This window comes from Chitinophaga sp. 180180018-3, from assembly GCF_037893185.1.
In the GTDB taxonomy this organism is placed as follows: domain Bacteria; phylum Bacteroidota; class Bacteroidia; order Chitinophagales; family Chitinophagaceae; genus Chitinophaga.
This window is the reverse complement of the sequence record NZ_CP140772.1, coordinates 4207765-4233513: the sequence shown is the minus strand read 5'-3', so window position 1 is coordinate 4233513 and position 25749 is coordinate 4207765. Positions and strand designations below refer to the sequence as shown.

22 protein-coding genes are annotated in these 25749 nt (G+C 47.5%); 6 read left to right on the top strand and 16 right to left on the bottom strand.

Annotated features, from left to right (window positions below; translation table 11 throughout):
• Window positions 1-126: 126 nt before the first annotated feature.
• Window positions 127-960 carry a hypothetical protein gene (locus UNH61_RS16625; protein WP_326993095.1) on the bottom strand — a complete coding sequence of 278 codons (834 nt, stop codon included), beginning with the start codon at window positions 958-960 and terminating at the stop codon, window positions 127-129.
• A gap of 130 nt (window positions 961-1090) precedes the next feature.
• Here UNH61_RS16625 and UNH61_RS16620 point away from each other — a divergent pair, with 130 nt between their 5' ends.
• Window positions 1091-1543 carry a GNAT family N-acetyltransferase gene (locus tag UNH61_RS16620; RefSeq protein ID WP_326993094.1) on the top strand — a complete coding sequence of 151 codons (453 nt, stop codon included), beginning with the start codon at window positions 1091-1093 and terminating at the stop codon, window positions 1541-1543.
• A gap of 51 nt (window positions 1544-1594) precedes the next feature.
• Here UNH61_RS16620 and UNH61_RS16615 read toward each other — a convergent pair whose 3' ends face one another.
• From UNH61_RS16615 to UNH61_RS16600, 4 genes are all read right to left on the bottom strand, one after another.
• The gene (locus UNH61_RS16615; RefSeq protein WP_326993093.1) at window positions 1595-2113 is read right to left on the bottom strand and encodes a DUF6886 family protein; all 519 of its coding nucleotides are present in this window, start codon (window positions 2111-2113) and stop codon (window positions 1595-1597) included.
• A gap of 116 nt (window positions 2114-2229) precedes the next feature.
• A complete protein-coding gene (locus UNH61_RS16610; protein ID WP_326993092.1) occupies window positions 2230-3819 on the bottom strand; it encodes a SusD/RagB family nutrient-binding outer membrane lipoprotein in 1590 nt (529 codons plus the stop codon).
• Between the two features lie 18 nt (window positions 3820-3837).
• The gene (locus UNH61_RS16605; RefSeq protein ID WP_326993091.1) at window positions 3838-7143 is read right to left on the bottom strand and encodes a SusC/RagA family TonB-linked outer membrane protein; all 3306 of its coding nucleotides are present in this window, start codon (window positions 7141-7143) and stop codon (window positions 3838-3840) included.
• 187 nt (window positions 7144-7330) lie between these two features.
• Window positions 7331-8467, bottom strand: a complete 1137-nt coding sequence (locus tag UNH61_RS16600; RefSeq protein WP_326993090.1) for an AraC family transcriptional regulator — start codon at window positions 8465-8467, stop codon at window positions 7331-7333.
• A 148-nt stretch (window positions 8468-8615) separates the two neighbouring features.
• Here UNH61_RS16600 and UNH61_RS16595 point away from each other — a divergent pair, with 148 nt between their 5' ends.
• Window positions 8616-9731 carry a transglutaminase-like domain-containing protein gene (locus UNH61_RS16595; protein ID WP_326993089.1) on the top strand — a complete coding sequence of 372 codons (1116 nt, stop codon included), beginning with the start codon at window positions 8616-8618 and terminating at the stop codon, window positions 9729-9731.
• Window positions 9732-9739: 8 nt separating this feature from the next.
• Here UNH61_RS16595 and tssD read toward each other — a convergent pair whose 3' ends face one another.
• Both tssD and UNH61_RS16585 read right to left on the bottom strand, forming a co-directional pair.
• Entirely contained in the window at window positions 9740-10234 is a 495-nt protein-coding gene (gene tssD, locus UNH61_RS16590) for a type VI secretion system tube protein TssD (RefSeq protein ID WP_326993088.1), read from the bottom strand.
• A gap of 2 nt (window positions 10235-10236) precedes the next feature.
• Entirely contained in the window at window positions 10237-10572 is a 336-nt protein-coding gene (locus UNH61_RS16585; protein WP_326993087.1) for a DUF4870 domain-containing protein, read from the bottom strand.
• 288 nt (window positions 10573-10860) lie between these two features.
• Here UNH61_RS16585 and UNH61_RS16580 point away from each other — a divergent pair, with 288 nt between their 5' ends.
• From UNH61_RS16580 to UNH61_RS16565, 4 genes are all read left to right on the top strand, one after another.
• Window positions 10861-12666 (top strand): LuxR C-terminal-related transcriptional regulator, encoded by a 1806-nt coding sequence (locus tag UNH61_RS16580; protein WP_326993086.1) that lies wholly within the window; start codon window positions 10861-10863, stop codon window positions 12664-12666.
• A gap of 65 nt (window positions 12667-12731) precedes the next feature.
• Window positions 12732-13505, top strand: a complete 774-nt coding sequence (locus UNH61_RS16575) for an Error-prone repair protein ImuA (RefSeq protein WP_326993085.1) — start codon at window positions 12732-12734, stop codon at window positions 13503-13505.
• A gap of 1 nt (window position 13506) precedes the next feature.
• Complete coding sequence (locus UNH61_RS16570; RefSeq protein WP_326993084.1) at window positions 13507-15009, top strand: DNA polymerase Y family protein; 1503 nt, start codon at window positions 13507-13509, stop codon at window positions 15007-15009.
• A gap of 12 nt (window positions 15010-15021) precedes the next feature.
• Window positions 15022-18171 carry an error-prone DNA polymerase gene (locus UNH61_RS16565; protein ID WP_326993083.1) on the top strand — a complete coding sequence of 1050 codons (3150 nt, stop codon included), beginning with the start codon at window positions 15022-15024 and terminating at the stop codon, window positions 18169-18171.
• A gap of 14 nt (window positions 18172-18185) precedes the next feature.
• On the opposite strand, the gene UNH61_RS16560 is transcribed toward UNH61_RS16565, so the two are convergent.
• The 9 genes from UNH61_RS16560 to UNH61_RS16520 all read right to left on the bottom strand — a co-directional run bounded on the left by UNH61_RS16560 (window position 18186) and on the right by UNH61_RS16520 (window position 25734).
• Window positions 18186-18953: an ABC transporter permease subunit gene (locus UNH61_RS16560; protein WP_326993082.1), complete on the bottom strand. Its 768-nt coding sequence runs from the start codon at window positions 18951-18953 to the stop codon at window positions 18186-18188.
• On the bottom strand, window positions 18937-19659 hold the full coding sequence (locus UNH61_RS16555; RefSeq protein ID WP_326993081.1) for an ABC transporter ATP-binding protein: 723 nt from the start codon (window positions 19657-19659) through the stop codon (window positions 18937-18939). Before UNH61_RS16555 ends, UNH61_RS16560 begins: the two co-directional genes overlap by 17 nt.
• A complete protein-coding gene (gene nosD / locus UNH61_RS16550; protein ID WP_326993080.1) occupies window positions 19656-20912 on the bottom strand; it encodes a nitrous oxide reductase family maturation protein NosD in 1257 nt (418 codons plus the stop codon). Before nosD ends, UNH61_RS16555 begins: the two co-directional genes overlap by 4 nt.
• Entirely contained in the window at window positions 20882-21307 is a 426-nt protein-coding gene (locus tag UNH61_RS16545) for a hypothetical protein (RefSeq protein ID WP_326993079.1), read from the bottom strand. The genes nosD and UNH61_RS16545 overlap by 31 nt, the downstream gene beginning before the upstream one ends.
• Before the next feature lies 1 nt (window position 21308).
• Window positions 21309-21878, bottom strand: a complete 570-nt coding sequence (locus UNH61_RS16540; RefSeq protein ID WP_326993078.1) for a hypothetical protein — start codon at window positions 21876-21878, stop codon at window positions 21309-21311.
• Between the two features lie 50 nt (window positions 21879-21928).
• A complete protein-coding gene (gene nosZ / locus UNH61_RS16535; RefSeq protein ID WP_326993077.1) occupies window positions 21929-23899 on the bottom strand; it encodes a Sec-dependent nitrous-oxide reductase in 1971 nt (656 codons plus the stop codon).
• A gap of 25 nt (window positions 23900-23924) precedes the next feature.
• The gene (locus UNH61_RS16530) at window positions 23925-24416 is read right to left on the bottom strand and encodes a cytochrome c (RefSeq protein WP_326993076.1); all 492 of its coding nucleotides are present in this window, start codon (window positions 24414-24416) and stop codon (window positions 23925-23927) included.
• A 238-nt stretch (window positions 24417-24654) separates the two neighbouring features.
• Entirely contained in the window at window positions 24655-25113 is a 459-nt protein-coding gene (locus tag UNH61_RS16525) for an Rrf2 family transcriptional regulator (protein WP_326993075.1), read from the bottom strand.
• 51 nt (window positions 25114-25164) lie between these two features.
• A complete protein-coding gene (locus UNH61_RS16520) occupies window positions 25165-25734 on the bottom strand; it encodes a thioredoxin family protein (RefSeq protein WP_326993074.1) in 570 nt (189 codons plus the stop codon).
• Between the last annotated feature and the right edge of the window lie 15 nt (window positions 25735-25749).

Here is a 25749-nt window from a genome sequence, read left to right as displayed (position 1 = left end):
GCGTTGGCAGTAACGATACACATATCTGTTTCAATATACCGGCAGAGGAATGGGAGCTTACTGCCATAAAACAAACAGGCCGCTTCAGAGAAGCAGCCTGTCTGTTTTATAACTTAATGCCCGCGCTTATTTTGCTATCACAACATTGGTAACATACACTTTCGCATCGTTCTTGGTGTCTATCGGAGCACTGATGAAAAAGTATTTACGCACATCCTGTTTGAACATCTTTGTATCGAGTACTTTGGTTTTATCGAGATATACTTTCATCTGATCGCCATTTACTGCAATGGATACATGCAGTTTATCATTGGCATAACGGGTAAGGTCATACTCTGTACTGATATACTTATCCGCCGGGCCGGCAAAGCTGGTGATTTTGTTGGCATTGTAGAACTCCAGCTCCGTATGCGCAATATCGCCGTCATTGAAGTTACCAACACTGTTGGTTTCTGCAAAGCCGAAACGTACAGGGCTGATATCAGTGATTTTTTCGCAGCTGGTCAGCAGGTCAAACTCCACTGTAAAGTTCTGGGGCAGTTTGTAGTTTTGCGCCAGTTTGTACGTAGCGCTGGGCTGCAATTCCAGCCAGGTGCCGGCTACTTCTCCTGACTTTACGAGTTGCCCGCTACCATTGGTTTTCCAGGTATTAGGCATAGCGCCCGTGCTGAACTTCTCAAAGTTACTGGCATACATCACAGAGTCTCCGGCTTTAAAATCGAAACCGGCACCCATCGAGATGCGCTTTTTACCTGTGTTGGCACCAGCTCCGGCATCAGCAGTGGTAGTAACGTTTTTGTCCTTGCCGGAAACGGTTTTATCGATGGCGTCATTAGCCTTCTGCTCCAGTTTATCCTGCGCTTTTTTAAGAATACCACCAAACTGGGCATGGCTGTACTGAAATACCAGCATCAACCCCAGTGATGCGACAAAAGATCTGCATACAAAAGAACGTGTCATATGTTTATTATACCGTTGGGTTAGTACGAATGGCTATGGCCCCCGTAAGATTTTGGCAAAATTAAGGGAAAAATTGGAAATAGCTTTTAGCTAAAAGCTATTTCTTACATTCGCATATAATAACGAAACCATGACAGCACTGAAATTCCGGCTTGCCACAAAAGAAGATCTGAAAGATATTATCGATATGCTGAAAGACGATAAACTAGGTACCGCCAGGGAAAGCAATACCCTGGATAAATATCTGCCCGCATTCGACAGGATCAGTAATGATTCCAACCAGGAGCTGACAGTAGCCGTATTGAACGGGGAGGTGGTAGGTACATTTCAGCTCACTTTTATACAGGGCCTGTCTTACGAAGGCGGTATCCGCGCGCAGGTGGAAGCTGTAAGAACCCATTCAGCATATCGTGGCCAGGGAATCGGTAAGCAAATGTTCGCCTATGTAATGGAACGCGCCAGGGAAAAAGGTGCTCACATCGTTCAGCTGACTACTCATAAGAGCCGTCATGATGCGATCCGGTTTTATGAGAATCTCGGATTTCACTCAACACATGAAGGCATGAAATTGTTCCTCGATTAGTAGTAGGTATTGCGTATCCTTACGTAGATGGGTTACCGTTAGCCGGCAATCTCAAGGTTTCGCATATTGCATCCTGATCAGTGAAAAATGCAGGGTCGACGATCTTACTGCATCTGCCAGCCTGGTAAGGGAAGGCATAAACCTCAATTCCACATTCCGTTTCAGCATTTCTTCCATCACATTATAAACAGGCCTGACGGAAATCGGCGTCACCGGCAGCTGTGATACATAGTATCCCGCAACGTGATCAAATAAATAAAATGATTCTACCGGAAATTCATAACAATAGATGATCGCCTGCTGTATCTGCTTTAGCCAGGCCGATTCCACCGCCACTACATGCGTGGCTGTGCCAGCCCCCAGAAATTGTGCACTGTCTTTTTCTGACGTTTCCGGGCCTGCATAAAAAGCTACTCTCGGACAATTCCTCGGCAACAGATAGTTATGCAACAAACTATCAGAGATTGCAAATACCGCACGCCGCAATACATGCTCCGGATAAAAAGAGGCAGGCCGCGGCTCGAAAACCGCTATTTTCGGATCGGTACTAATATGAAAAAGTCGTTCCATTTATAGTAGTAGCGTATTTAACCTTTAGCTTTTAGCCTTTAGTTAAATGCAGCGAAGATTAATATAACATCATCTTCGCTGCATTTAACTAAAGGCTAAAGTCTAAAAGCTAAAGACTATTTTATAAGCCACATTTTTCCATTAACATCGTCCGTTCCACCAAATTGACTGGTGATAGCATCATTGTAGTTGCTCTTGTTATAGTTGATCTCGTCCTGGGGATATTCCCAGCGCAGCGGGATCATATTGTTGGCGGTGCCTATTCCCACGCCACCCTGACTTAGCGTCGGCACGCCGGTCCTGCGCCAGTTGTAGTAAGCTTCGAAGCCTGAGTTCATGAAAAAGGCCACATACTTTTGCGTCAGTATCTGAGTAAGACCTTTAGTCGGATCATAGGCTACGTTGGGATCTGCGAGGAAAGTATTGATATCGATGGTAGCAGTACCAATGTTCGGTTTAGACCCGTCTACGTTGCCGATGGTGACTGTTTGTCCCTGTTTCAGCCCGTACCAGTTCAGCGAAGCGTTGATACCTTTAAGGTACCAGTCGCCCGCATTCACACCGCTGATCCAGCCACGATACGCTGCTTCCGCAATATTGAAACACAACTCCGGATAACCAAGCAATACATATGGCTCTGCATTGGTGCCGGTAGACGATGACATATACCTGTTAAAGCTGAGCGATGAATACTTCCCATCTGCGGAAAAGTTCGACATTAACCCCTGCGACCTGGCATTGTCTTCTCCAACATAAGCAGAGAAATCGCCTGCCTGTTTTCCTGCTGCCAGCTGGACCGGAGCCGGTATAGTCAGCACAAAAGTACGGGGATCCTTATACGCAGCGGTAACGCTGAAGAATGTTTTGCTGATATTGGCGCAGTTATTATACGGTGCATTCCCGGAGCGGTTAGGCGGATACAGCGTGATACTGGTATAACGGTATATCATGTTATCGTCGGTAGAAGCCATCACCGGGTATTTCACCGGATCATTGATAATAGCTGCAAACTGTGTTTTGATATTCAGATCAGCATTGTCGTCTGCTCTCTTGCTCAGGCTGATCAATATTCTCAACCGGTAAGTATTGATCACTTTACGCCATTGCAGGTAAGTTAATCCGAAGATATCTCCGTTGGCATCTACTTTGGAAGAAATGTTGTTGGCGGTGGTCAGATTACCGAACATCGTGTTGGCAGTGTCCAGCAGGGCAAGACAGTTCTTATAAACATCGTGCTGCTTGTCATATACCGGTGTCAGGTTGTTGACATCGCCTGCCTGCGACATGGGAATATCACCAACACGCTGTGTCAGCCAGATGTAGGCATATGCCTTAAAGAACTTACTCAACGCAAAGTATACGTTCGTGGTATTGTTATACTGCCTGGCAGCCTGTATTTCCATCTGGTTGCAATAGCGTATCATATCGTAGGTATGATTGGTATTAGACCAGTTGTAGGAATTACTGCCGAAATAATAAGAGTAGTTGGAAACGATATTCTGATTATACCGGTAAACGGTGGAGATAACCGGTTCTTCCTCTCTCATCAGGTTGGCAGTGACATGGTTGAGCAGCAATGAAACCGCTACAATAGAATTAGCCGGTGTCACATTGGGATTGGAGAGCAGATCGCCCTTCTGGCAGCCGGTGATGACGGATAAGCTTATCAGCAGCGACACTGCCATATATTTGAATGATAACTTCATAATAAATGACTTGAATGATTAGAAACTAAGATTGATGTTAAAGCCGAATCTTCTGGCTGTCATGCTCTGCAGAATACCCCCGTTGCCGAGTGAGCGGTCAGTATCATTGTAGCCGGAAGCAAACTGGTCGAGGTCAATATCCTTGCGCTTAGCCCAGTATAAAAGGTTCCTGCCTACTAAGGAGAAGGTAGCTGCCTTAATGAGCTTCTGATTGGCCAGCAGCTTTGCCGGAAGGGTGTAACCAAGACTAACTTCCCGCAGTTTGGCGAAAGAACGGTCGGTCATCCAGTATTCGTTCACGTTACCTATGCCGGAGGAAATGAAGGTTTGTACAGTAGTAGCCACATCGTTTGCTTCGAACTGCAGATCTTTCATATTGGTGATCTTACCACCTTCGTATTGCGGCGTACCCGACTTGATCTTTACACCAGGAGCTACATAGTTGCCTGTTGGCGCTACGGTACCATTTTTAGTAGATTGCCATTCAACGAGGCGTGAATCTCCAAATGCACCGTGTGCACTTTCCCATGCGGTACCGCCATTCATCCCGTCTTTGTATACTTCGTCGTAGATCTTACCACCAATACGGCCATCGATCTGAAAGCTCAGCGAAAAATTGCGGTAGGAAAACCGGTTGCTGAAGCCGAAAGTAAAATCAGGGTTGGCGTATCCGAGGAAGGTGTTGTTGCTGATATCGGATGGTGCACGCAGGGGTAACCCGCCGCTATAGATGATATTGCCGTTGCCATCCCGTACGAAGCCAGGCCCGTAAATAGCATCCAGTCTTTCTCCTTTCTTGTAGTTGTGGTTGTTCAGGTTAACTACATCTTCACCGGCGCCTATTTCATTGAGTGTTTCTTTATAGGTAGCGTAGTTCATCGACAGATCCCAGTTCAGTCCTTTAGCGCTTTTCAGCGGCGTTGCATTCAGTGATACCTCAAAGCCGCGTTTCCGTGTGGTGATCGCATTTACGTTATGCGCACTATAGCTGGTGGATGATGGTAAGGCTAATGGAAATATTTGTGGCCCGTTCAGACTGGTGAAGTATGTGAAATCAGCGCCCAGTCTGTTGCCGAATAACCGCAGGTCTACGCCCGCCTCATAAGAGGAAACAGAGAATGGCTTCAGGGTGGCATTGCTGATGGTACCGGAGAAATCTACTGAAGGCTGGTTGTTATAATAGTTGGCCAGGCTGTATGCCATCTGGTTGGCATAAGTGGGGCCATCGTAAGCGGTATACAAGTCTGTGCCATATCCCAGCAGGGAGTTGGTGCTCTTGCCGGTGATCTGCGTATAGGCGGAAGGGATAGTAGGAGAGGTGAGGGCTCCTTTTACGTTTGCGTATGACCCGCGTACTTTCAGCAAAGAGATGAATGCCGGCAAACTGGTATAGTCGCTGATAACAGAACTAAGTGATACAGATGGATAGTAGAAGGTGTTGTATCCATCTGCCAGTGTGGATATACGATCCACCCTGCCGGTATGCGATAAGGTCAGATAGTGGTCATAAGACACATCAAACGAATAGAAGCCGCTGTACACCTGCATTTTGGAGTTCCAGGTGTAAGGAGAGTACTGCTCTTTTGAATTGGTCAGCACATATACATTCGGAACAGCCAGGGCTTTGGTGGTAGCCCAGGAGGAGTTATAATTGAACGACCGCATACTGGTACCTGCCAGGGCTGTTACATTGAACCGGCCCATTTTCTTGTCGAAGTTCAGGATCAGATCGGTGTTGTTCTCAAATAGATTCCTTTTGTCTTCTCTGTAGTCACCATACCAGCCGAAATAGTACCATGGCGTGTAGGTGTTCAGGTTAGTTCCGGAAGGTACCTGCTCTGTTCTCAGCTGATTCCAGGTGGTAACCTGCGTACGGAGGCTCAGATCAAAGGCGTCGCTGATCTTATAACTGGCTTTCACATAACCGTTGATGTCAGTTTTATCATGACCACGTAACCATTTCTTTGCAATAAACCAGGCACTGTTCTCACGGCCATATTCCTGTGCGTAAGGCATCAGATCCTGCACGCCCATAGGGCCTTTGTAGATATCTTTCAGATCGTCGATGTTGTAATCTGCAGAGCCATACACCTGGAACATGTAGATGTAAGAGTTAGGACCATAGTTTACATCCGGGATATTGGGCGAATATTGTTTGTTGATATTGGCGCTTGCTTCCACTCTCAGTTTTTCTGTCAGCTTATAACCGGCATTGATGGCCAGGGAATAGCTATGCAGCTTGGTGTTGGGGTTCATGCCTTTCTGATTCATGTTCGACAGTGAGATCCTGATATCAGAACGGTCGTTGGAAGAAGACAGCGATATATTATTCGTATTGAGTACGCCTGTTTCCATGAAACGCTTGAAATTATCTTTCCCGCGGGCCAGCCAAGGAGTGGCCGTTCTGATGCCGGTGGTCGGGTCATACGGACTGTCGTATTGCTTCACGGACTGTCCTTCAAAGTGCGGGCCCCATTCCGGCAAACGCTGGCTGTTGTCGTACAAACGATCGCCGTAGCTGTATTTGAACGTAGTACCGCGGCCATATTCTTCCTGGATCTTAGGCAGCGCCAGGAAACCTTTTTCCAGCATGGTGCTGCTGTTAACATCCACCTGCCAGCCTTTCTGGTTCTTACTGCCTTTCTTGGTAGTGATCACAATAGCGCCGTTGATACCCCTGAAACCATACAACGCTGCGGCATTAGCGCCTTTCAGTACAGAATAGGATTCGATATCATCAGGATTAAGGTTCCAGGTATCGGAGTTGATAGGTACACCGTCTACTACAAAGAGCAGGTCTTTACTGCCGCGAAGCACGATCTCCGGACGTCCCAGCATTTCCGGGTTGGCGCCTACCGTAAGACCAGCCACCTTTCCGCTCAATGCGTTGATAGGGTTGGCATCGCGCGCTTTCGTTACATCCGATCCTTTAACTTCCTGTACAGAGTAGCCCAGTCTTTTTACCTCTTTCCGTATACCCATGGCCGTTACTACTACTTCGTCCAGGCGTTTGTTATCTTCCTGTAACACAATATTAAAACCGGATGCTGATCCGGCACTGATTTCCTGGGGTACATAACCTACATAGGTTATCACCAGTATGGCAGCAGGACTACTGGCTTTAATGGTAAATTCGCCGTTGGCATCTGTAAAAGCACCGCCATTCCTGCCTTTTTCGCGGATGCTGGCGCCGGGCACAGGACCTCCGTCGGCCGCTGATACTTTGCCTTTGATTATTCTTTCCTGCGCAATGGCATCGCCTGCGATAAACACAAAGGCCAGCCATAAAAAGAGAAATACACTGCGTAAAGTTGATAATCTCATTTTCATTTGGTTTGAGTAATAGTTGAAATAGGTACCGTCCACAAAAATGAACAGGCAGGTGAACTATTACGACAAAGCCACATGGGAAGGTCGAAATCAGGTGCAAGCCCGATGGCTTATACGTCTTCCTAATTACATGGTATTGATTATCAAATATTTATCAGGAAAATTGGATGTTACCTAATTCTTACGGAATTGTTATGGTAATGTTGTGCTGTTCAGTACGTTTGTATTCAGATGGTGTAAGCCCTGTTATTTTTTTAAAATAATTATTGAAAGATGATTTCGAATTAAACCCGCAATCATAGGCGAGCGAGAGTATATTAATATCCAGCGATGGATCTTTCAATTTTGTAACAGCAGCTGCAATCCGGTATTCATTGATGAATACATAGAAGTTTTTCTTCAGCCGCTCATTTAACAATTGCGTAATATGATGCCTGGGTATTTTTACCCGCTCAGAAAGATCTTCCAGTGATAATTCAGGTTCCAGCCAGATCCTGCTTTTTTCCATAAATTTTTTGAGACAGTCTTCATAAGTATCCATCATCTCTTCATCCAGCGCGGATTTCCGGTATTGTTTGCCTGGCAACATCTCTGTAGCCTTTTCATTAATAACAAGGGTGGGTACTTCCAGCAGCCCCTGTTCTATTATACCGGTTTCAATTTTATACCGCAATATCTGAAGCAGTAATATACCGAAACAGACATAAGGCAGTATCCAGAAATTAAGCTGCCAGCTGCCGGTTTTGACATAATAGGCTGTAATACCCAGTATGCCCAGCAACATACCGGTAAGCATAATACGGATAATGGATATCAGCAGTTTACGTTGGTGCGATACCGTTGGATCGCTGGAAACGGCCTGCCGGTTTAGCAAACGTTGCGACACCAACGGGTAAACGATCAGCGACACGGCGGCTACCAATTGGTAAACAATAGAACAGGTATTGATAAAGCCCGGTGCAATAATACCTCTCAGGTAGCCGGCACTGTTCACCAAAAATACCAGGGTAAACAGCGCAAACGGCAGCATATGAAGTAACAGCATACGGAAACGTACCTCCTTACCAAGATGGAAGCGAGTGATGATATACAGCAATGGCCCGTATGCCACTCCAAATCCGGTGGAGTTGTTGTTATACAGAAAATCACTTTTCAACACCAGCAGCAGGGATAACTTGATCGTCAGGTGAATACCAAGAATGATCATAAAAGCATTCAGGGTATTCCCGAATTTGTCCCTGGGCCGCAGGATGTTGAACAAATAAATAGCAATACAGGTTTGGACGTTAACACAAGACAGAATTATAATGCTCATCATATACGGGGTGTTAATGCCCGAATTTATGATTCCAATGTTAACGGCATTTTAAGTTATCGGCAGTTAACAATTGTCTTAAAATAGTTGAAAAAAATTGCAACTTTTTCAACAATGGATCGTCTTTAATAAAAAAATAACCCGCGATAATATGAAAAATGCCTTCAAACTGGCTGTAGCCCTGGTAGGACTATCTGCGTCGGCCTTCTCCCAAACCCAACTGCCTTTGATCAAAGCTGCATCTTCACTGGTAAGTATCCGCGACGATGGCCATTACAACCGGAATGTCTGGACTATCGTGCCGGCAACACGCCCGGATGTTTATGTTACCTCAGGAAGGAAAATAACGTTCTACACAGATCAGGATAGCATTACATTTCACACCAAAAGGAATCAGGAATACAATTTTTGCATCCTGCTGAATGGCCGGGATTCGGCTTTCACACAGATCCGTTGTGTAGTGCCTTATCTGGAGAAACTGAGGAACGGGAAGAAATATAGTTATGAAGACAAACAAGGCCTGCCTGCCTTTTCATATCAGCCGGCGGATGATGAACACCTGAAAAAGCTCCGCCAAACCCTGAAACTGGATTCTATTGCAGGAACAGGAAATGATGCCTCCAAAGTGATCAACCTCATGTACTGGGTGCACCAGGTGATCCGGCACGATGGAGGCAGCGATAATCCCAAACTGCTTAATGCACCGGATATTATCAGTATCTGCCAGCGGGAGCAGCGTGGCGTGAATTGCCGTATGATGGCTACTGTGCTGAATGAATGCTACCTGGCCATGGGCTACAAGTCACGCTTTGTCACCTGTATGCCCCGGGAACTGAAATTCGAGGATTGTCATGTCATCGACATGGTATATCTGCCGGAACAGGAAAAATGGGTATGGATGGATCCTACTTTCGGAGCTTATGTCATGGATGAGAAAGGAGAACTGTTGGGACTGAAGGAAGTGAGAGAACGGTTGATCAGCGGACAACCTTTATTGTTGAATCCGGATGCCAACTGGAACCGGAAAAATTCGCAAACAGTGGAAGGCTATCTGAATAATTATATGGCCAAGAACCTGTACCGTCTGCGTTGCGCAGTGTTCAGTCAATATGATACTGAAACCTACGCAGCCGGCAAGCAACTGGAATATATAGAGCTGGTTCCGCTGGATGCCCTAAACCAGAAAGGTTGGGAAGAAAAGCATAAGGATATGAAATCCACCTATTACCTCACTAATAATCCCAACCTCTTCTGGACCAGGCCATAGCGTTATTGTTAATTCGTAAGTTTCAATTTGAATGGCACGCCATCCACCAGCATTTCCTGCTCAAGATCCATATAAAGTTCCAGGTTATTGCCAAAGTCATTGAGCACGCTCATATTGGCAGCCATAGAGCGTATTTTGCCCCCTTTAAAAACAATTTCCCGCTGAACTTTGCCAGTGGTGTCAATAGAAATGAGCTTTCCACTGAGCGAATGAGCGGGATCGGCAGCCCATTGCAGGATTCGTTTATCCTTATTGAAGGAGAGAATTATAGTGATACTTCCCTGCTGCGGGGTGCCTCCTTTATCTCTGCCATCAAAGTCGGCCCGTTGCGTTACGGACCAGCTGCAGGTTTGCAGCTCATATTCCGCCGGCGGCTTACCGGTAAGATCATTGATGATCATCTTCATCTTTGCAAGAGGCGGCTCCTGGGCCATCAGGCGAACAGCGCCGACGCAACACAGGATGGTTAACAGCAGCAGCCGGTATATATTACTTGTTCGCATGACTACTGATTTATAAAACCAAACTTCCCTTCGAAAATTTTCCCGATTCCCGGAACCGGGCTGGTAGATTCATTATTAGCGGCAATAATACCGAATATGGCTAAAATCAATGGAATCAGGCCGGCAGCCATCAGAATGGTAGAAAGGGCGGGTACAATAGAGGTAACAATGCCAACGGCAAGACCAAGCACAACGGAAGCAATCATGAGGCCCAGACTCTGGCCGAGGTGATAACGAACCAATGGGCTCCGGTCCGTGCTTTTCCTGTATTCAAGATAAGCAACAAGCCACCCGATAAGGGTAATGTAACTGATAATGGCGAGTGTTCTGTTTGTCATAGTTTTTGGTTTTTATGTGCTTACAAAAGTAGGAGCCCTATCCTCCTCCAACTAATTTTGAGGTACTACAGAGCAGCTACCAGCCGAAAAAAAGGAGTCTACAAAGCGTCTACGGTTTTTGTTATTTGTTTATAATTATTTGTTTATGAATTTATTATTATATATATGTATGTAGATGGAATCCGTCAGAACAGTTATTTTTGCAACATGACGAAAGCCAGGCATCTACGTAACACGCTTCTTGTTTTAATAATAAGTTTGTGGCCGGGGCAATTTTTTGCCCAGTCAGTGCTCATAGATTCTCTCAGGCATGCGCTGACGATGGAAGTGCGGCCGGAAGATCGTATGATGACGACGGCGAAGCTGGCGAGAGCATTGTTTTACCAGGATATACGAATGGCGATTAACCTGGAACAGCAGGCACTGGTACTGGGGGCATCGTTGAAAGACGGGCAGTATAAGGCATTTACTTATGGCACGCTGGCGTACCTGTATATGGAAGTGAAGGATTATGCGGCAGTACACAATGCGATCGACAGTGCGTTATGGTATGCGGAGCGGACCAGTAACCAAACTGTGAAGGGGTTTGTATGGCTGCGGAAAGGCATGCTGGAATCATCATATGAGAAATATGATCAGTCGATGAACAGCCTGCTGAAATCGTTGCACTACCTGGAAAACGGCAACGACTACAACTACGAAAACCTGGTCTATTACTATATCGCAGGCATTTACTGGAGTAATCACGATATCAGTAATTATAATAAATACATACAGCTTAGCTGGCAGACGGCACTGAAAAGTAAAGACCCTGACGATATATGCCGGGCCTGGCAGGCCCGCGGGAACTGGTTTCTGGAACAGTTCCGTGCCGATCCGGCTAAACGCAACATGCTGGATTCGGCACTTTATTATAATGGCCGGTGCCTGCAGGTGGCAGAAGAGCAAAAGGGGCGGCTGGTGTTCCGGAATACTGCAGCAGTAGCTGCGTTGAATAATGGGGATATATATTTTGAGTTTTATCCGGTAGCTTATAAAGATAGTGCAGTTAAATATATAAATCTGGCATTGGACATCGCCTGGAAATCGCGTTACCCGGAAGTGGTAGCCAATTGCTATGGTATCCTGAGTGAATACGCTATAAGAGAAGGGAAGTATGCGGAGGCCGAGAAAACATTACTGATGGGGCTTTCCCGCGCCGATGAAGACTCCGCCTCCAGCGATTTTACCAGGGCCCGTATGCTGAGTGCACTGTCGCGGGTCGCTGAAAAAAGCGGCAACCCGGTGAAGGCCCTGCAATACTACAAAGACTATGTCAAATACGATAAGGCCTATTTCAATGCAAGTAAACTGGCTAATATTAACAAACTGGCAGCCCAGTACGAATCTGATAAGAAAGAACAGGCATTGTCGGCGCTGGAACAGCGGGCAGCGTTTAATAAGCAGCTTAATTTCTTCTATATATGCCTGATCATCGCCTGTTTGCTGGTGCTGGTATTCCTTTTCCGGGCATATCATTTCCGGCTGAAAGCTGCACAGCAGGTACAAAAAAGACTGGCAAAGGAAAAAGAAGATGCGGCCTTGCAATCTGAGCTGGAAGCCAGGTTGAGAGAAGAAGAAGCTGCCCGTATGCAGGTAGAACAGCAGCTGTTGCAGGAGAGGCAGCAACTCCTCCAGAAAGAACTGCTGGCCGGCACCCTGCGGGCGCAGGAGAAAAGCGGTCTGCTCCTGAGCCTGCGCGATAAACTGACCAGCGAGCAAAACAACAGCGGTATCCTCCGTCAAATGGACCGTATCATCAATGAAGACCGCCGGCTGGATGAAGACTACGAAGCCCTGAAATCAGATCTTTCGGAAATACACCCCGAATTTTTTTCCCAGCTGCAACAAAAAGCCCAAAATGGCCTGACCCGCCTGGATCTGAAATACTGCTCCTATATCCTCATGGGGCTCTCCAATAAAGAAATAGCGGTGCGCCTGGGCATAGAAGCCAAAAGCATACGCATGGCCCGGTACCGTATTAAGCAGAAGCTGGGTTTGTCGAAAGATGATCAGCTGGACCAGTATATTCTAAGCCTGGGGAATACAAAATAATCACCAAAAACTTTTTTGTATAATCCTAATATAATTAGTATAATTGCTAAAAATATTAGTATTTCATGGCGTCGAGCAGAGATGAGATCATCAGCCGGCTTCAAAAGGATATCCTGTTATTACAGGGGCACCGGCAGCCACAGGATGATGACGTGGTGGAAATGGGGCTTGGGCCGGTGAGGATGGCCTTTCCAGGAGGTGTTTTCCCGGTAGGAGCTGTACATGAGTTTGTGAGTGCAGGTGCTGAGCAGGCCGCTGCTACTTCCGGGTTTATCGGAGGGTTGCTGGGGAACCTGATGCAGCGTGGCGGGGTAAGTATCTGGGTCAGTACTACCGGAATGCTTTTTCCTCCTGCTATGAAATATTTTGGTGTATCGCCCGACAGGATCATTTTTATATATCCTAAGGGAGAAGCAGATGCCTTATGGATAGTAGAAGAAGCCCTTCGTTGTGATGGCGTGGCCGCAGTGGTGGGAGAAGTGAGGGAGCTTAGTTTCACTGCTTCAAGAAGGTTACAGCTGGCAGTGGAGAAAAGCCGGGTTACCGGTTTAATATTACGTAACCAGCCCCGTAATATCGGTACTACCGCCTGCGTGGCGCGTTGGCAGATTGCACCATTGGCGAGCGTGCTGGAAGATGGTTTGCCCGGAGTAGGTTTTCCCAGGTGGCAGGTGGAGCTGCAGAAGATCCGGAATGGCAGGCCGGGCATATGGCAGATGGAATGGGTGGCAGGCCGTTTCCAACCAACATACGAATCAGCGGCAGTATCAGCACCGGATGTACAGATAGCTGCAGCATATGAACAGGTAGTGCCTTCGTTTGCACGAAAAATAGGCTAGTATGAGCCGTCGTTTTGTAGCCATATGGTTTCCCCGGTTACTGACGGATTGGTTCATCCGCCGTCAGCCGGCATTGAAAGATACTGCTTTCGTGCTGGCGGCGCCTGATCACGGCCGGATGATGATCACAGCTGCCAGCGTGGCAGCTCAGCAACAGGGCATCACTACAGGGATGCCGGTAGCTGATGCCAGGGCGGTATACCCCGCCTTGCAGGTGCTCGATGATATTCCCGGGCTGCCGGTCAGGTTACTGACGGCAATCGGACACTGGTGTATCCGGTATACACCTGTTACGGCCATTGATCCGCCGGATGGCCTGTTGCTGGATGTGAGTGGTTGTGCGCATCTCTGGGGCGGAGAACAGCCTTATCTAACGGAAATCACTACACGCTTAACTTCTATGGGCTACCTGGTACGTACTGCCATGGCCGATACAGTTGGTACTGCCTGGGCATTCGCGCACCTTGGAAATGGGCTGCAGGTGATCCCTCCCGAACAACAAACAAATGCCCTGCTGTCGCTGCCGCCTGCGGCGCTGCGGCTGGAACCCGTGGTGGTGGAGAAGTTGCAGAAACTGGGCCTTTGCCAGGTAAGTAGCTTTATCTACCTGCAACGCTCGGCATTACGCCGCCGTTTTGGGGCAGCACTGCTCACCCGGCTCGATCAGGCTACTGGTTTCGAAACGGAGATACTGGAGCCACTGGAACCTGTTGTACCATTCCAGGAAAGATTGCCCTGCCTGGAACCTATCCTTACCCGCACAGGTATAGAAATAGCGCTGGAACGCTTGCTGGATGCGATTTGCGGCCGGCTGCTCAAAGAAGGCCGGGGACTTCGTACTGCTGTGTTCAAATGCTACCGGGTAGATGGTAACTTCCAGCAGATAACGATTGGTACTACCCGTGCTTCACACAACAGGCAGCACCTGTTGAAATTATTTGAACAGAAAATATCAGCGATCGCACCGGAGCTGGGTATTGAGCTGTTTGTACTAACAGCTCCGGTAACTGAAACATTTACGCCGGCACAGGAACAGCTGTGGAGCATAGGAGGTATCGCCGGAACCGATGCCATCGCGGAATTGCTCGACCGAGTGGAAGGCCGCATAGGCACGGGGATGATCTGCCGTTATCTGCCCGATGAGCATCACTGGCCGGAGCGTTCTGTTAAACCGGCGGCTTCGCTCGATGAAAAGCCGGGCGCCAGCTGGCGTACAGACAGGCCCCGGCCGGTACGACTGCTTCGCAAACCGGAACCGATAGAGGTAACCGCTCCTATACCGGATTATCCGCCCATGCTGTTCAGGTATAAGCAGCAACTGCATACCGTGAAAAAAGCAGATGGGCCGGAAAGGATTAACAGCGAGTGGTGGCTGGAAAACGGGGAGCACCGGGATTATTATGTGGTGGAAGATGAAGCGGGCGCGCGCTACTGGTTGTTCAGGCTCGGACACTACAGTGAAGATAATCCTGCCAGCTGGTTTATCCATGGTTTTTTTGCATAAAAGATATAGGTCATGAAATATACGGAGCTGCAGGTAACTACTAATTTCAGTTTTCTCAGGGGAGCTTCCCATCCGGAAGAGCTGGTGGAACGGGCTAACGCCTATGGCTATACTGAAATTGCTGTCACCGACCGTAATACGCTGGCGGGTATTGTACGGGCACATGTGGCGGCAAAAGACAAAGGGATACGTATTATCCCCGGCTGCCGGCTGGATCTGCTGGATGGCCCGTCGTTGCTGGCGTATCCGGTAAACCGCGAAGCGTATGGCCGGCTTTCCGCCCTGTTGACCAAAGGAAACCTCCGTGCTGAAAAAGGTGAATGTCACCTGTATAAAGCGGACGTATTCGAACATGCTGAAGGCATGAAGTTCATTGCTATACCTCCGGCAGCCCTGAACAGCTACTTCGAACTGGATCCGGCTTTTGGGATAGCCCTGCGGGAATACAGGGCTGCTTTGGGCGGAGAGCTCTACCTCGGCGCGATCCGTTCTTATCAGGGCGATGATCTCAAGAAACTTTACCGCCTGTCGGAATTGGCTGCGCAGCTGAAAGTGCCGCTGATAGCCATGAACGACGTGCACTATCATGAATCTGAACGTCGCGAGCTGCAGGATGTACTGACCTGTATCCGGGAAAAATGCACAATACAAACCGCCGGTTTTCGCCTGCATGAGAATGCGGAACGTTACCTCAAGCGGAAAGAAGAAATGTTGCGCTTATTCCGCCAGTATCCGGAAGCGATAGCCCGCACACAGGAAGTGGCGGCCGCCTGCCGTTTCTCCCTCGATGAACTGAAATATGTATACCCTGAGGAACTCACTACCGATGGCCGTACTCCGCAGGAAGAACTGGAGATGCTCACGTGGAAAGGTGCGGAGCAGCGGTTTGGAGATACTATTACTGAAAAGACGAAAGAGATTATAAAATACGAATTGGATTTTATTAAAGAGATGAATTATGCTGCGTACTTTCTCACCGTACACGATATTGTGCGTTTCGCCAGATCGCAGCATATCCTCTGCCAGGGGCGCGGGTCTGCAGCTAATTCCACTGTTTGCTATTGCCTTGGGGTTACTTCTGTGAATCCTGAAGAATTCGATCTGCTGTTTGAACGGTTCCTGTCGTCCGCAAGGAATGAACCGCCCGATATAGATGTGGATTTTGAGCACGAGCGCAGGGAAGAAGTGATACAATATATCTATCAGAAATATGGCCGCGACAGAACCGCCATCGTGGCTACCGTTACGCAGGTGCATCAGAAGGGAGCCATCCGCGATGTGGGAAAGGCTATGGGCCTTTCGGTAGATATGGTCAACCGCCTGTCGGCCTCCATACGTGGTCACTCAGATGAACAGTTTGATGTAGACGATACAGATCCTTACATGCGGAAAGTGCTGGAGCTGACGGATGCCTATGTTGGCTTCCCCCGGCAGCTCGGGCAGCATACCGGCGGCTTCGTGATCACACAGGGTAAGTTGTCGGATTTGTGCCCCATTCTGAATGCACGTATGGAAGACCGTACCTGCATCGAATGGAATAAAGATGATATAGAAGCATTAGGATTTCTGAAGATAGATGTATTGGCCCTGGGGATGCTCACCTGTATCCGTAAGGCTTTCGACCTTGCGCGGGATCACCATAAGCAGGAGTTTACGCTGGCCAATATCCCTGGAAATGATAAGGCCGTGTATGAAATGGTAAGCCATGCAGATACAATCGGTGTATTCCAGATCGAAAGCCGCGCACAACAATCTATGCTGCCAAGATTAAGGCCGGAGAACTTTTATGACCTGGTGATCGAAGTGGCGATTGTGCGGCCGGGCCCTATACAAGGAGACATGGTACATCCTTATCTGAAGCGGCGTAACGGCGAAGAGGATGTAGTATACCCTTCAGATAAGCTGAAAGCGATTTTGTATAAAACGAAGGGCGTGCCATTGTTCCAGGAACAAGCGATGCGTATCGCTATTGATGCAGCTGGCTTTACCCCTACGGAAGCAGATGCACTTCGCCGCAGCATGGCTACTTTCAAAGCAAAAGGTAAGGTGAGCCAGTTTGAAGAAAAGTTCATGAACGGCATGCTGAAAAATGGCTATGAGGCTGATTTTGCGCAACGGGTATTCAAGCAGCTGGAAGGCTTCGGCAGCTACGGATTCCCGGAAAGCCATGCCGTGAGCTTTGCACTGCTGGTATATGTATCTGCCTGGCTCAAATGCCACTATCATGATGTATTCACCTGTGCATTGCTGAACAGCATGCCAATGGGCTTCTATCAGCCTGCGCAGCTGGTCATCGATGCGAGGAAGCATGGCGTTACGGTACGTCCTGCAGATGTAAATCTATCCTGCTGGGATAATACACTGGAAGAGAAAGTGGATAAATACTGCGCGCTACGCCTGGGTTTCCGCCAGGTGAAAGGACTGAAAGAAGAGGATATGCAAATGCTGATAGCCGGACGTACCTCCACACCGGCCGGATACCAATATGTGCAGGAGCTGCGGGATGCCGGGGTGCCGCAAATCGCCCTGGAAAAACTGGCGGATGCGGATGCCTTTCGCTCTATGGGGCTCGACCGCCGCCAGGCATTGTGGGAGGTGAGTGCCCTGGAAGACAGGCCCACAGGCATTTATACCGGCCAGCCTTCGGAGAGTACCACTGAAGCAGTGGTACAATTACCTGAAATGACCATCTCCGAGCATGTTATCCAGGATTATGCCGCCACTACTTTGTCGCTGAAAGCTCACCCCGTCAGCTTCGTCCGGGAAAAACTGAGTATGCTGCATATTATTACCGCCAGCGAGCTGGATCATCTCAGTGATGGTATGCCGGTACGGGTAGCCGGACTGGTACTGGTCCGCCAAAGACCGGGAACTGCTTCGGGCGTTTGTTTTATCACTATTGAAGATGAAACCGGATGCTGCAACCTGGTGGTATTTCAGCAACTGTTCGACAAATACCGGCGGGAAATCCTGCAATCCAAATTACTCATGGTGGAAGGAAAGCTACAGAAAGAAGGAGAGGTGATACATGTGGTGGTGCAACGTTGTTATAACTTATCCCCGATGCTGCGGCACCTGATGGCGCCTGCACGTAACCTGGTACCTGATGCGGCAACGGTGGAACCCGGGAAGATATTCTATGGCGGAAGGAATTTCAGATAGTAAATATTCTACCGTCAAATATCCTTTTTCCGGAAAACCCACAACGCTGCCAGCAATGGTATGATAGCCCAGCCTATCATACAAATACCGGTATATATACTACCTGTTACAGACCCCAGGAATTGTTTGAAGAGCGCACCGGAGTATCCCATCATCACAGCTGCATCCAGCTGTAACAAGACTAATATTCTCGCCAGATCTACGGGATTCAGGGAAATAAATGCCAGTAGCGGTTTATCAATGGGGTATTCATTGAAAGAAAAAATAAAGGCTAACAGCAGTCCGTCAAACAATAGCGTAAAAAAAAGGGCAATGATGATGGAGGCTCCGATACCTTTTGTTTTATCTCTGAAAAGTACAAAAACAAGCAGCGCCAGCGATACAAATATCAATGTCAGCAATAAACCGCTGAAAACCAGGATCATTGCGGCAAGGCTCTGGTACAATATCCATACAGTGATGCCTACACCAACGAGGTAAGCCAGCCCCAGGGCAATGGCGATACCCGCATAAGACGCCAGCAGCATGGTTTTACGCCGGATAGGCTGTGCCAGCAGTAATTCCGTGAACTCTGCCGAATTGAAAAAATAGATGGTAGAAAAGAGAATACTGATCAGCGGAACAAACAACAACGTGATGTTCAACAGGCTGAGCATACTTTTGGAAATATTGTCACTCATGCCGGTAATACTAATGGTCAGTACAGCTAATACCAAAGTGTATATCAGCACTGTCCTGTTTTTTAACAGGTCTATCAGTATATATTTAATAATTGTTCTCATATGAATTTGTTTGCATCATATTGGCGATCACTTTACTCAATTGGCGCTGCCCTGTTGATCTTTTCAGCTCATCTATGGTGGCAAAGCAGATGAGTTTTCCTTCCTGCAGGTAAACAACATGGCTTGTAATATCATCCAGGTCGCTGAGTACATGAGAGGTGATGATCACCAGTTTGCCGTTAGCCCGTTCCCGGGCGATTTTCTCTTTTACCAGTTCCGCTGATATGGGGTCCAGGCCGGCAGTGGGTTCATCGAGGATAAGAATGTCGGGGGAGAAGAGAAATGCAAGGCATGCACTTACCTTCTGCCGGGTACCGCCGGAAAGATTACGCATCAGTTTACCATCGAATGATGGTAAGTCGAAGCTTTCGATCAGTTCTTCGTCGTAATGACGGCAGTCTTTCCTGATTTCTTTTAGCATGGAAAACACCTGCCGGATCGACATATTCTCCGGGTAGCGTCCTATCTGCGGCATATATCCGATCCTGGCGCGGTAATCCCAATGGGAGCTGATCTGCTGACCATTCACCGTGATCATACCTTTTTCGGGAATAACCAGTCCCAGAATAGATTTGATCAGTGTAGTCTTTCCGGAACCGTTCGGACCCAGCAGGGAAACGGTTTGCCCCCGCTCCAGCTGCAGGTTGATATCATTGAGCGCTTTGAATTTTTTAAATGACTTCGTTAAATGACTGATGCGGATCATAGTTGTAATTTTTTCATCATGGGGTAGTCATCCTTTAACTGATCCGGGATAACACTGGGCATCACCTTTTCTACCTGGTCCATAACACTGGTAAGCAGGCTGTGATATAGTATCATGGCAGGAGGAATCTTCTCTGAAACAATAGCATAAACGCTAACGGGATAATGAGGTACATCGCCGATATGATCGCGGTTCAGATCATAACCATCATACTTATCCCAGTAATTATGACTGAAGGTGTTCATTACTAATGTGCCGTTGGTAGCCACATCAAAGGAATTGCCGATGAAATTATTCTCATCGAACCGGCTGCCTGAGGAGCTGGCCATGACTCTTAATGCCCAGCCATTATCCTGGAAAAGATTGCGGAGCACGTCTACCCGGGTGGTGCTTTCTAAATAAATGCCAATGGTATTCTTCAGGAATTGATTATGTTCGATGCGGCTATCGGAAATTTCCTTCAGCAACAATCCGTAGGAAGCATCTCCCCAATTCTGAATGAAAGTATTGCCATACATTGTTACATTTTTGCTATACATCACCGCTACTCCCGCGCCATTTTGCCGGAAAGTATTACCAGTATAGCTGTCGCGGTGCGAGAACATAAAATGCAGCCCGTAACGCTGATTATCGTACGACAGGTTGCCATCTATGTTCGAATCGGTTACAAATTCGAAATAGATACCATCGCGGTGACCGGAGATATTATTCCGTGATATCCTGAGGCCGGAGCATTTCCAGGCATGTATACCGTTGCCTCCATTGATCTCGTCTTTCATGGCAGTATGTATGAGGTTCCCCTGTACTACGCAGCTGTGCGCATTCTGGAGATATACACCATAAGTACTCTCATATATACGATTGTTGCTGACGGTCACATTCTTTGCATCCACTATCCTTATAGCGGCAATATCTGCAATCGAAGAGCGGCCGGTATGCTGCACCTGGATGTTCTCTACTACAACGCTGTCGGCCCTGATAATAAATCCGGGATATTGACCGGCGGCATCTACAACAGGTTTCCCAACCCCGCGGATGGTTATCCTGAGGGGGACTTCTATATTGTTTTCGTTGTACCTGCCATTATTCAGTAGCAGCGTATCGCCGGGTTTCGCCTTTTTGATGGCATTATGAATAGCGCCGGGGCCGGGATATATATGGATGGTAGCAGCAAGGCTGTGCCGGTTACCGCTCATCAGCCAAAGAAGGCAGAGCAGATATTTCAGCGGTTTAATCGAAGCAGGTCGTCCCATTTCAATAGTTTTTGATCTTGTCCTTCCTTCAGGGAAGAAGTGTCAGGAAAGGCTGCATAGTTACCATTCATAGGCGTTTTGTAGGACTCGTTATGAAGGAAGCGCGCATGTTGTACTTCCATAAAGGAATGTTCCGGAGTATTATACCCGGCAACAAAAATCCGGGAACCAGGTTGTGCGCCGGTGGCAGCCTGGTATTGCAGCAGGCAGATGATATCATCGAACTTGAAGGCCTTTCCTTTAGCGGTGATAAGCTCGGCAGCATAACGTTTGTCTATAATGGTCATCCTGCAGTGAGCGCAGGCATCATGCCCGAAATCGACAGGTGTTAATCCAGACTGACAACTCATCAACAATAAAAAAAATGCAGTGGCTGCATACCGGATATATCTCATGTTATTTCTTTTTCCATTCATAGAACGAAGTTGAAACCAGTATTAGCCCGGCGGCACAGTAGAACCATCCGGCAACATCAGGTTGCGACAGCACCTCGAAATTCAGCAGTTTTTTATAGCCGAGCAGTGGCGGTTGATACGACATCCCCGGTACCTTTATTGGTGCCGCCGGATCCAGGTGATGCCCATAATTATATTCCCAGAGATAGAAATCAGTAAACGAAGCAATCGCAATAAGAACGAATAGGACGGCCCATATATAGTAAAATGTCTTCTTCCTGAAAAAATAGATGAATACTCCTGTTACCATAAATCCCAGGATAGCGAGGGGCATGAATTTAAATTCGAGGAAGTCTTCCTTATGGATTGTTTTCATACCAATATAGTGATTCAACCCGTTGATAATTGGTACGTCGCCTTTTACATCATTGATCCAGATATGCATGGTCAAACCATCCGGGTACTGCGGGGCCCTCAGATCGATGCGCCACATCGGGAAGAGCCATAAAGTGGCCAGGAAGAATATCACAACAGGAATACTGATACGTCCGGCATTAGATAATCGCTTCATACATCCAGCTTGAAACCGGCAGCACATCGTGTGCTGCCGGTTATATGAGACTATTTTGTTGCAACAGTTTGGATATTATCTCCGGTGCCAAATTTCAGCGGAACATTACTGCCCTTGGGAGATACGCGCAGGTAGCCCGACATTTCCTGGTGCAGGGCAGAGCAGAAGTCGGTGCAGTAGAACGGGTAGATACCCTGTTTATCAGGCATGAACTTCATGGTCACTGTTTCGCCCGGCATGATCAGCAGCTCGGCGTTCGGATTGTTCTTGATGGCAAAGCCATGCGGAATATCCCAGTCCTGCTCCAGGTTGGTGACATGGAAGTAGACTTCATCGCCCACATATACCCCTTCAATATTATCCGGCACCAGGTGCGATCTGATAGCGGTCATGTATACATCAACCCGGTTGCCCTTGCGGACTACTTTGGCATTCTTCTCCCCAAGGGATACGTAATCGTGTCCGTTTTTATTGATATCATAAAACTTCACCTGTTTATCCCTGATCAGGCCAGCGGCACATGCTTGGGCATAGTGAGGTTCCCCTACGGTAGGATAATCCAGTATCAGCTGCATTTTATCGCCGGAAATGTCATACAGCTGGGCGGATTGCGCCAGCTCAGGACCAGTAGGCAGGTAGCGGTCTTTCGTAATTTTATTGTACGCCACCAGGTATTTTCCTGCAGGTTTTTTGGTATCGCCTCCGGGTATCATCAGGTGCCCAACGGAATAATAAGTAGGTGCCCGATCCAGCACTTTGAGATCTTTAAGGCTCCATTTCACCACCTCGGAAGAAAGAAACATGGAAGTATAAGCATTGCCTCTGCCATCGAATTCCGTGTGAAGTGGCCCAAGACCGGGCTTCTTCACTTCTCCGAACAGAGCAGCTTCGTATTTGATGATGGGGATACCTTTAAAGTCGCCTTCGAATTGTTTATCGCTGATAGCTTTGGTGATTTTACTGAATGCGAATACCGGTATAAGCGCAGCCAGTTTACCACTGCCGACAATATATTCTCCGGATGGATCAATGTCGCAACCGTGCGGAGATTTCGGACAGGGTATCATATACACCATATCGGGACAATCTTTGGGATCTAATAACAACACTTCATTTTCGATAACAGAGGTAGCAGTTTGTTTATGCTCATCGAAGGTATTGTGGGCATACGGTGCATTGACTTTCCTGCCCTTACCGGCTTTGGCATATTCTTCTGCCTTCTTCCAGTTAACGGCAACAATAAAGTCTTTATCTTTCTGCGAAGCGTTTACTTCCAGCAACGTATAGGCCTGCTCGGTATTATAGCTCGAAAAGAAGAACCAGTCGTGAGAAGGCCCTTTACCAGCATGGCTCAGGTCGAGATTCATGCCCGGCAGCACAATCTGGAATGCAATATTCATCTTCCCGGTATTTTTATCCACGCTTATAAAAGAGGCCGTGCTGTGGAAATTATCCTTAAAAGAACTGATAGGAACGTCTTCAGCGCCGAGTGGCACAGAGAAACGGGTACCGGCCACCACATACTCTGTATTTTCGGTAATAAAAGGAGAGGAGTGGTTACCTGCGCTGTTGGGGATCTGAAGTATTTCCATTGTTTTGAAAGTAGTCAGATCAATTCTTGCTACGCGGGGAGTGTTATTGGCATTGGCAAAAAGCCAGCGTCCATCCTGCTCGCCGTTGGTTTGCGACAGATCCAGGTGATGTTGATCATCCCAGGGAACAGGACCATTGGTGGTGTTGAGCATGGCTTTGGTTTCCTCGTTGTAGCCATAACCGTTTTCCGGGAAAACAGAAAATACAGGAATGATTTTCAGCAGCCTGCCGGAAGGCAATCCATAAACAGATACCTGTCCGTTGAAACCACCGGAAACGAAATTATAATACTCATCGTATTTACCAGGAGCTACATAGGTTTTAGCGGCAGCATCCCCTTGTACGGCAGTAGCGGCCGTTTTCATTTTACAGCTTTGCGTGGCAGCAGCAATTACGGCCAGGCCCAGCATGAGGCTAGTTTTTTTCATATAGCGATGGGATAAGATTCAGTAATTATTTTTTTACGTCGTTAGACCGCATGAACTCGAGCACATTTCTGGCGTCATCATCAGATAAGTGCTGGTTGGGCATACGTACCATACATTCTTCCAGCATGGCCTGTGCAGCCGGATCTTTGTCTATCATCTCGTCTGTATTGGTGATGAAGTTCATGATCCATTCAGGCTTTCTTCTTTCGGTTACACCTTTCCATCCGGGACCCACCAGTTTTTCATTGGTGAGCTTATGACAGGCGCCGCATTTGACGTCATAAGTGCTTTTGCCTTTACCAGCCATAGCCTGATCTGGAGGATCTGTTAGCGTTACCTGTGTGAATTTGCCGTGCCCTTTCGCTTCGTCAGTTGCAGCAGTAGCTGTTTTGGCGCCTGAAGAAGCCAGACTGGAATCGGCCGCTGCTTTATCAGTGGCAGGTTTAGTGTCTGAACCACAGCTGTAGATGAGCAGTGCTGCAAGTAAAATGGTTGCTGGAAAAAAGAAACGTTGCATGAGGATAAATTTTATAGTGGTGATGATAGCGTATAACGTCGCGAGCGACAACCAGCCCGTCTGACCTTACAATACCGGCATACTTAATAAAGGATAGTTTTGTCCTTTATATTTAAAGACAAAATTATCCTTTATTAAGAAGCTTTCCAAAAAAGTTTACTTGTGTAAATGAAAAAAGATGGTTTAGTGACTGGAAGCCGCGTGTTTGTTGGCCTGCAGAAGGTATCAGCCGTTAAAATCAGGGGTGTTTCCGGGGGCCGCTCAGGTTATCGATAAAATAATTGCCTTTATTAAGCTCTTCCACCAATTGTTGTATGGATGTTTTTTCAAACATTTGTTTCAATTGTTTCTTGATGGTTTTGTATTGGGCATGCATAGGGCAGGGCCTTGTTTCTGAGCATTCTTTTAGTCCCAGTACACATTTAGTGATGATGTTCTCAGATTCTACCGCTTCAAGAATTGCCTTAACCGGTAATTTCCGGGCATGATCTGTCAGATAGAAACCGCCATGGGGGCCACGAACAGAACTGATCACCCGGTTGTCCTGGGTGAGGAGTTGTAGTATTTTGGCGGTAAACGATTTGGGTGAATCGATACCATTGGCTATTTCATCGATGCTCAGTTTATTTTTCTCTGTCCCTTTTTGCGCGATGTAGATCGTCGCTCTCAGGGCATATTCTGCAGTTTTCGAAAGCATATGACCTGTTGATATCACTGCAAGATAGTAAGAAATGCGGGACGCTCAAAGTCAACCTGCCGGCACGGTGCTAACCAACAGTGGTAACAACTCTTCCTGTAAACTTTTCCCTTTATCTTCATTATACCACTTTTGCAGTGCAATTTTTGTCTGCTCAAAATCGGCTTTTTCTGCTATCAGACGGTTATATACTTCCTGACAACCAGCCGGCCTCGGGCCCCAGACGGCGAGATCCGCGCCTGCTGCATCTCTGATAACCAGCTTGGGTATAGATTTGCTGGTACCTGTCAGGTAGCTGTTGATCAGGAAAGGAGGGGAGTCTCTCAGTTGGTAATCGATGCTGATCAATGGATTCAGCGCAGCTATCATTTGCAGGAAAGGCACGATGTGCGCGGCATCGCCACACCAGGGCTCAGTGATCACGATCCATTGCTGCGGGGCTGCAATTGTTTTTACTGCTGCAACAACTTCATTGCTTAATACCCCGGTTTTCAGCCAGCGTTGCTGCCTCGACCAGTTCAGTTTCGCATAGTCCAGATAAGCCGCATGATCGTACGGTGGCTGAGGGGCCGGACTGTTCAATATCTCCTGGAATACTTCTTCGTAAGCGCTGAATTTCATATCTCCGTTTTTTTA

Excerpts from the sequence above, each read along its gene's own strand:
- UNH61_RS16625 (WP_326993095.1), bottom strand. The coding sequence starts at position 960 with ATGACACGTTCTTTTGTATGCAGATCTTTTGTCGCATCACTGGGGTTG.
- UNH61_RS16620 (WP_326993094.1), top strand. The coding sequence starts at position 1,091 with ATGACAGCACTGAAATTCCGGCTTGCCACAAAAGAAGATCTGAAAGAT.
- UNH61_RS16615 (WP_326993093.1), bottom strand. The coding sequence starts at position 2,113 with ATGGAACGACTTTTTCATATTAGTACCGATCCGAAAATAGCGGTTTTC.
- UNH61_RS16610 (WP_326993092.1), bottom strand. The coding sequence starts at position 3,819 with ATGAAGTTATCATTCAAATATATGGCAGTGTCGCTGCTGATAAGCTTA.
- UNH61_RS16605 (WP_326993091.1), bottom strand. The coding sequence starts at position 7,143 with ATGAGATTATCAACTTTACGCAGTGTATTTCTCTTTTTATGGCTGGCC.
- UNH61_RS16600 (WP_326993090.1), bottom strand. The coding sequence starts at position 8,467 with ATGATGAGCATTATAATTCTGTCTTGTGTTAACGTCCAAACCTGTATT.
- UNH61_RS16595 (WP_326993089.1), top strand. The coding sequence starts at position 8,616 with ATGAAAAATGCCTTCAAACTGGCTGTAGCCCTGGTAGGACTATCTGCG.
- tssD (WP_326993088.1), bottom strand. The coding sequence starts at position 10,234 with ATGCGAACAAGTAATATATACCGGCTGCTGCTGTTAACCATCCTGTGT.
- UNH61_RS16585 (WP_326993087.1), bottom strand. The coding sequence starts at position 10,572 with ATGACAAACAGAACACTCGCCATTATCAGTTACATTACCCTTATCGGG.
- UNH61_RS16575 (WP_326993085.1), top strand. The coding sequence starts at position 12,732 with ATGGCGTCGAGCAGAGATGAGATCATCAGCCGGCTTCAAAAGGATATC.
- UNH61_RS16570 (WP_326993084.1), top strand. The coding sequence starts at position 13,507 with ATGAGCCGTCGTTTTGTAGCCATATGGTTTCCCCGGTTACTGACGGAT.
- UNH61_RS16565 (WP_326993083.1), top strand. The coding sequence starts at position 15,022 with ATGAAATATACGGAGCTGCAGGTAACTACTAATTTCAGTTTTCTCAGG.
- UNH61_RS16560 (WP_326993082.1), bottom strand. The coding sequence starts at position 18,953 with ATGAGAACAATTATTAAATATATACTGATAGACCTGTTAAAAAACAGG.
- UNH61_RS16555 (WP_326993081.1), bottom strand. The coding sequence starts at position 19,659 with ATGATCCGCATCAGTCATTTAACGAAGTCATTTAAAAAATTCAAAGCG.
- nosD (WP_326993080.1), bottom strand. The coding sequence starts at position 20,912 with ATGGGACGACCTGCTTCGATTAAACCGCTGAAATATCTGCTCTGCCTT.
- UNH61_RS16545 (WP_326993079.1), bottom strand. The coding sequence starts at position 21,307 with ATGAGATATATCCGGTATGCAGCCACTGCATTTTTTTTATTGTTGATG.
- UNH61_RS16540 (WP_326993078.1), bottom strand. The coding sequence starts at position 21,878 with ATGAAGCGATTATCTAATGCCGGACGTATCAGTATTCCTGTTGTGATA.
- nosZ (WP_326993077.1), bottom strand. The coding sequence starts at position 23,899 with ATGAAAAAAACTAGCCTCATGCTGGGCCTGGCCGTAATTGCTGCTGCC.
- UNH61_RS16530 (WP_326993076.1), bottom strand. The coding sequence starts at position 24,416 with ATGCAACGTTTCTTTTTTCCAGCAACCATTTTACTTGCAGCACTGCTC.
- UNH61_RS16525 (WP_326993075.1), bottom strand. The coding sequence starts at position 25,113 with ATGCTTTCGAAAACTGCAGAATATGCCCTGAGAGCGACGATCTACATC.
- UNH61_RS16520 (WP_326993074.1), bottom strand. The coding sequence starts at position 25,734 with ATGAAATTCAGCGCTTACGAAGAAGTATTCCAGGAGATATTGAACAGT.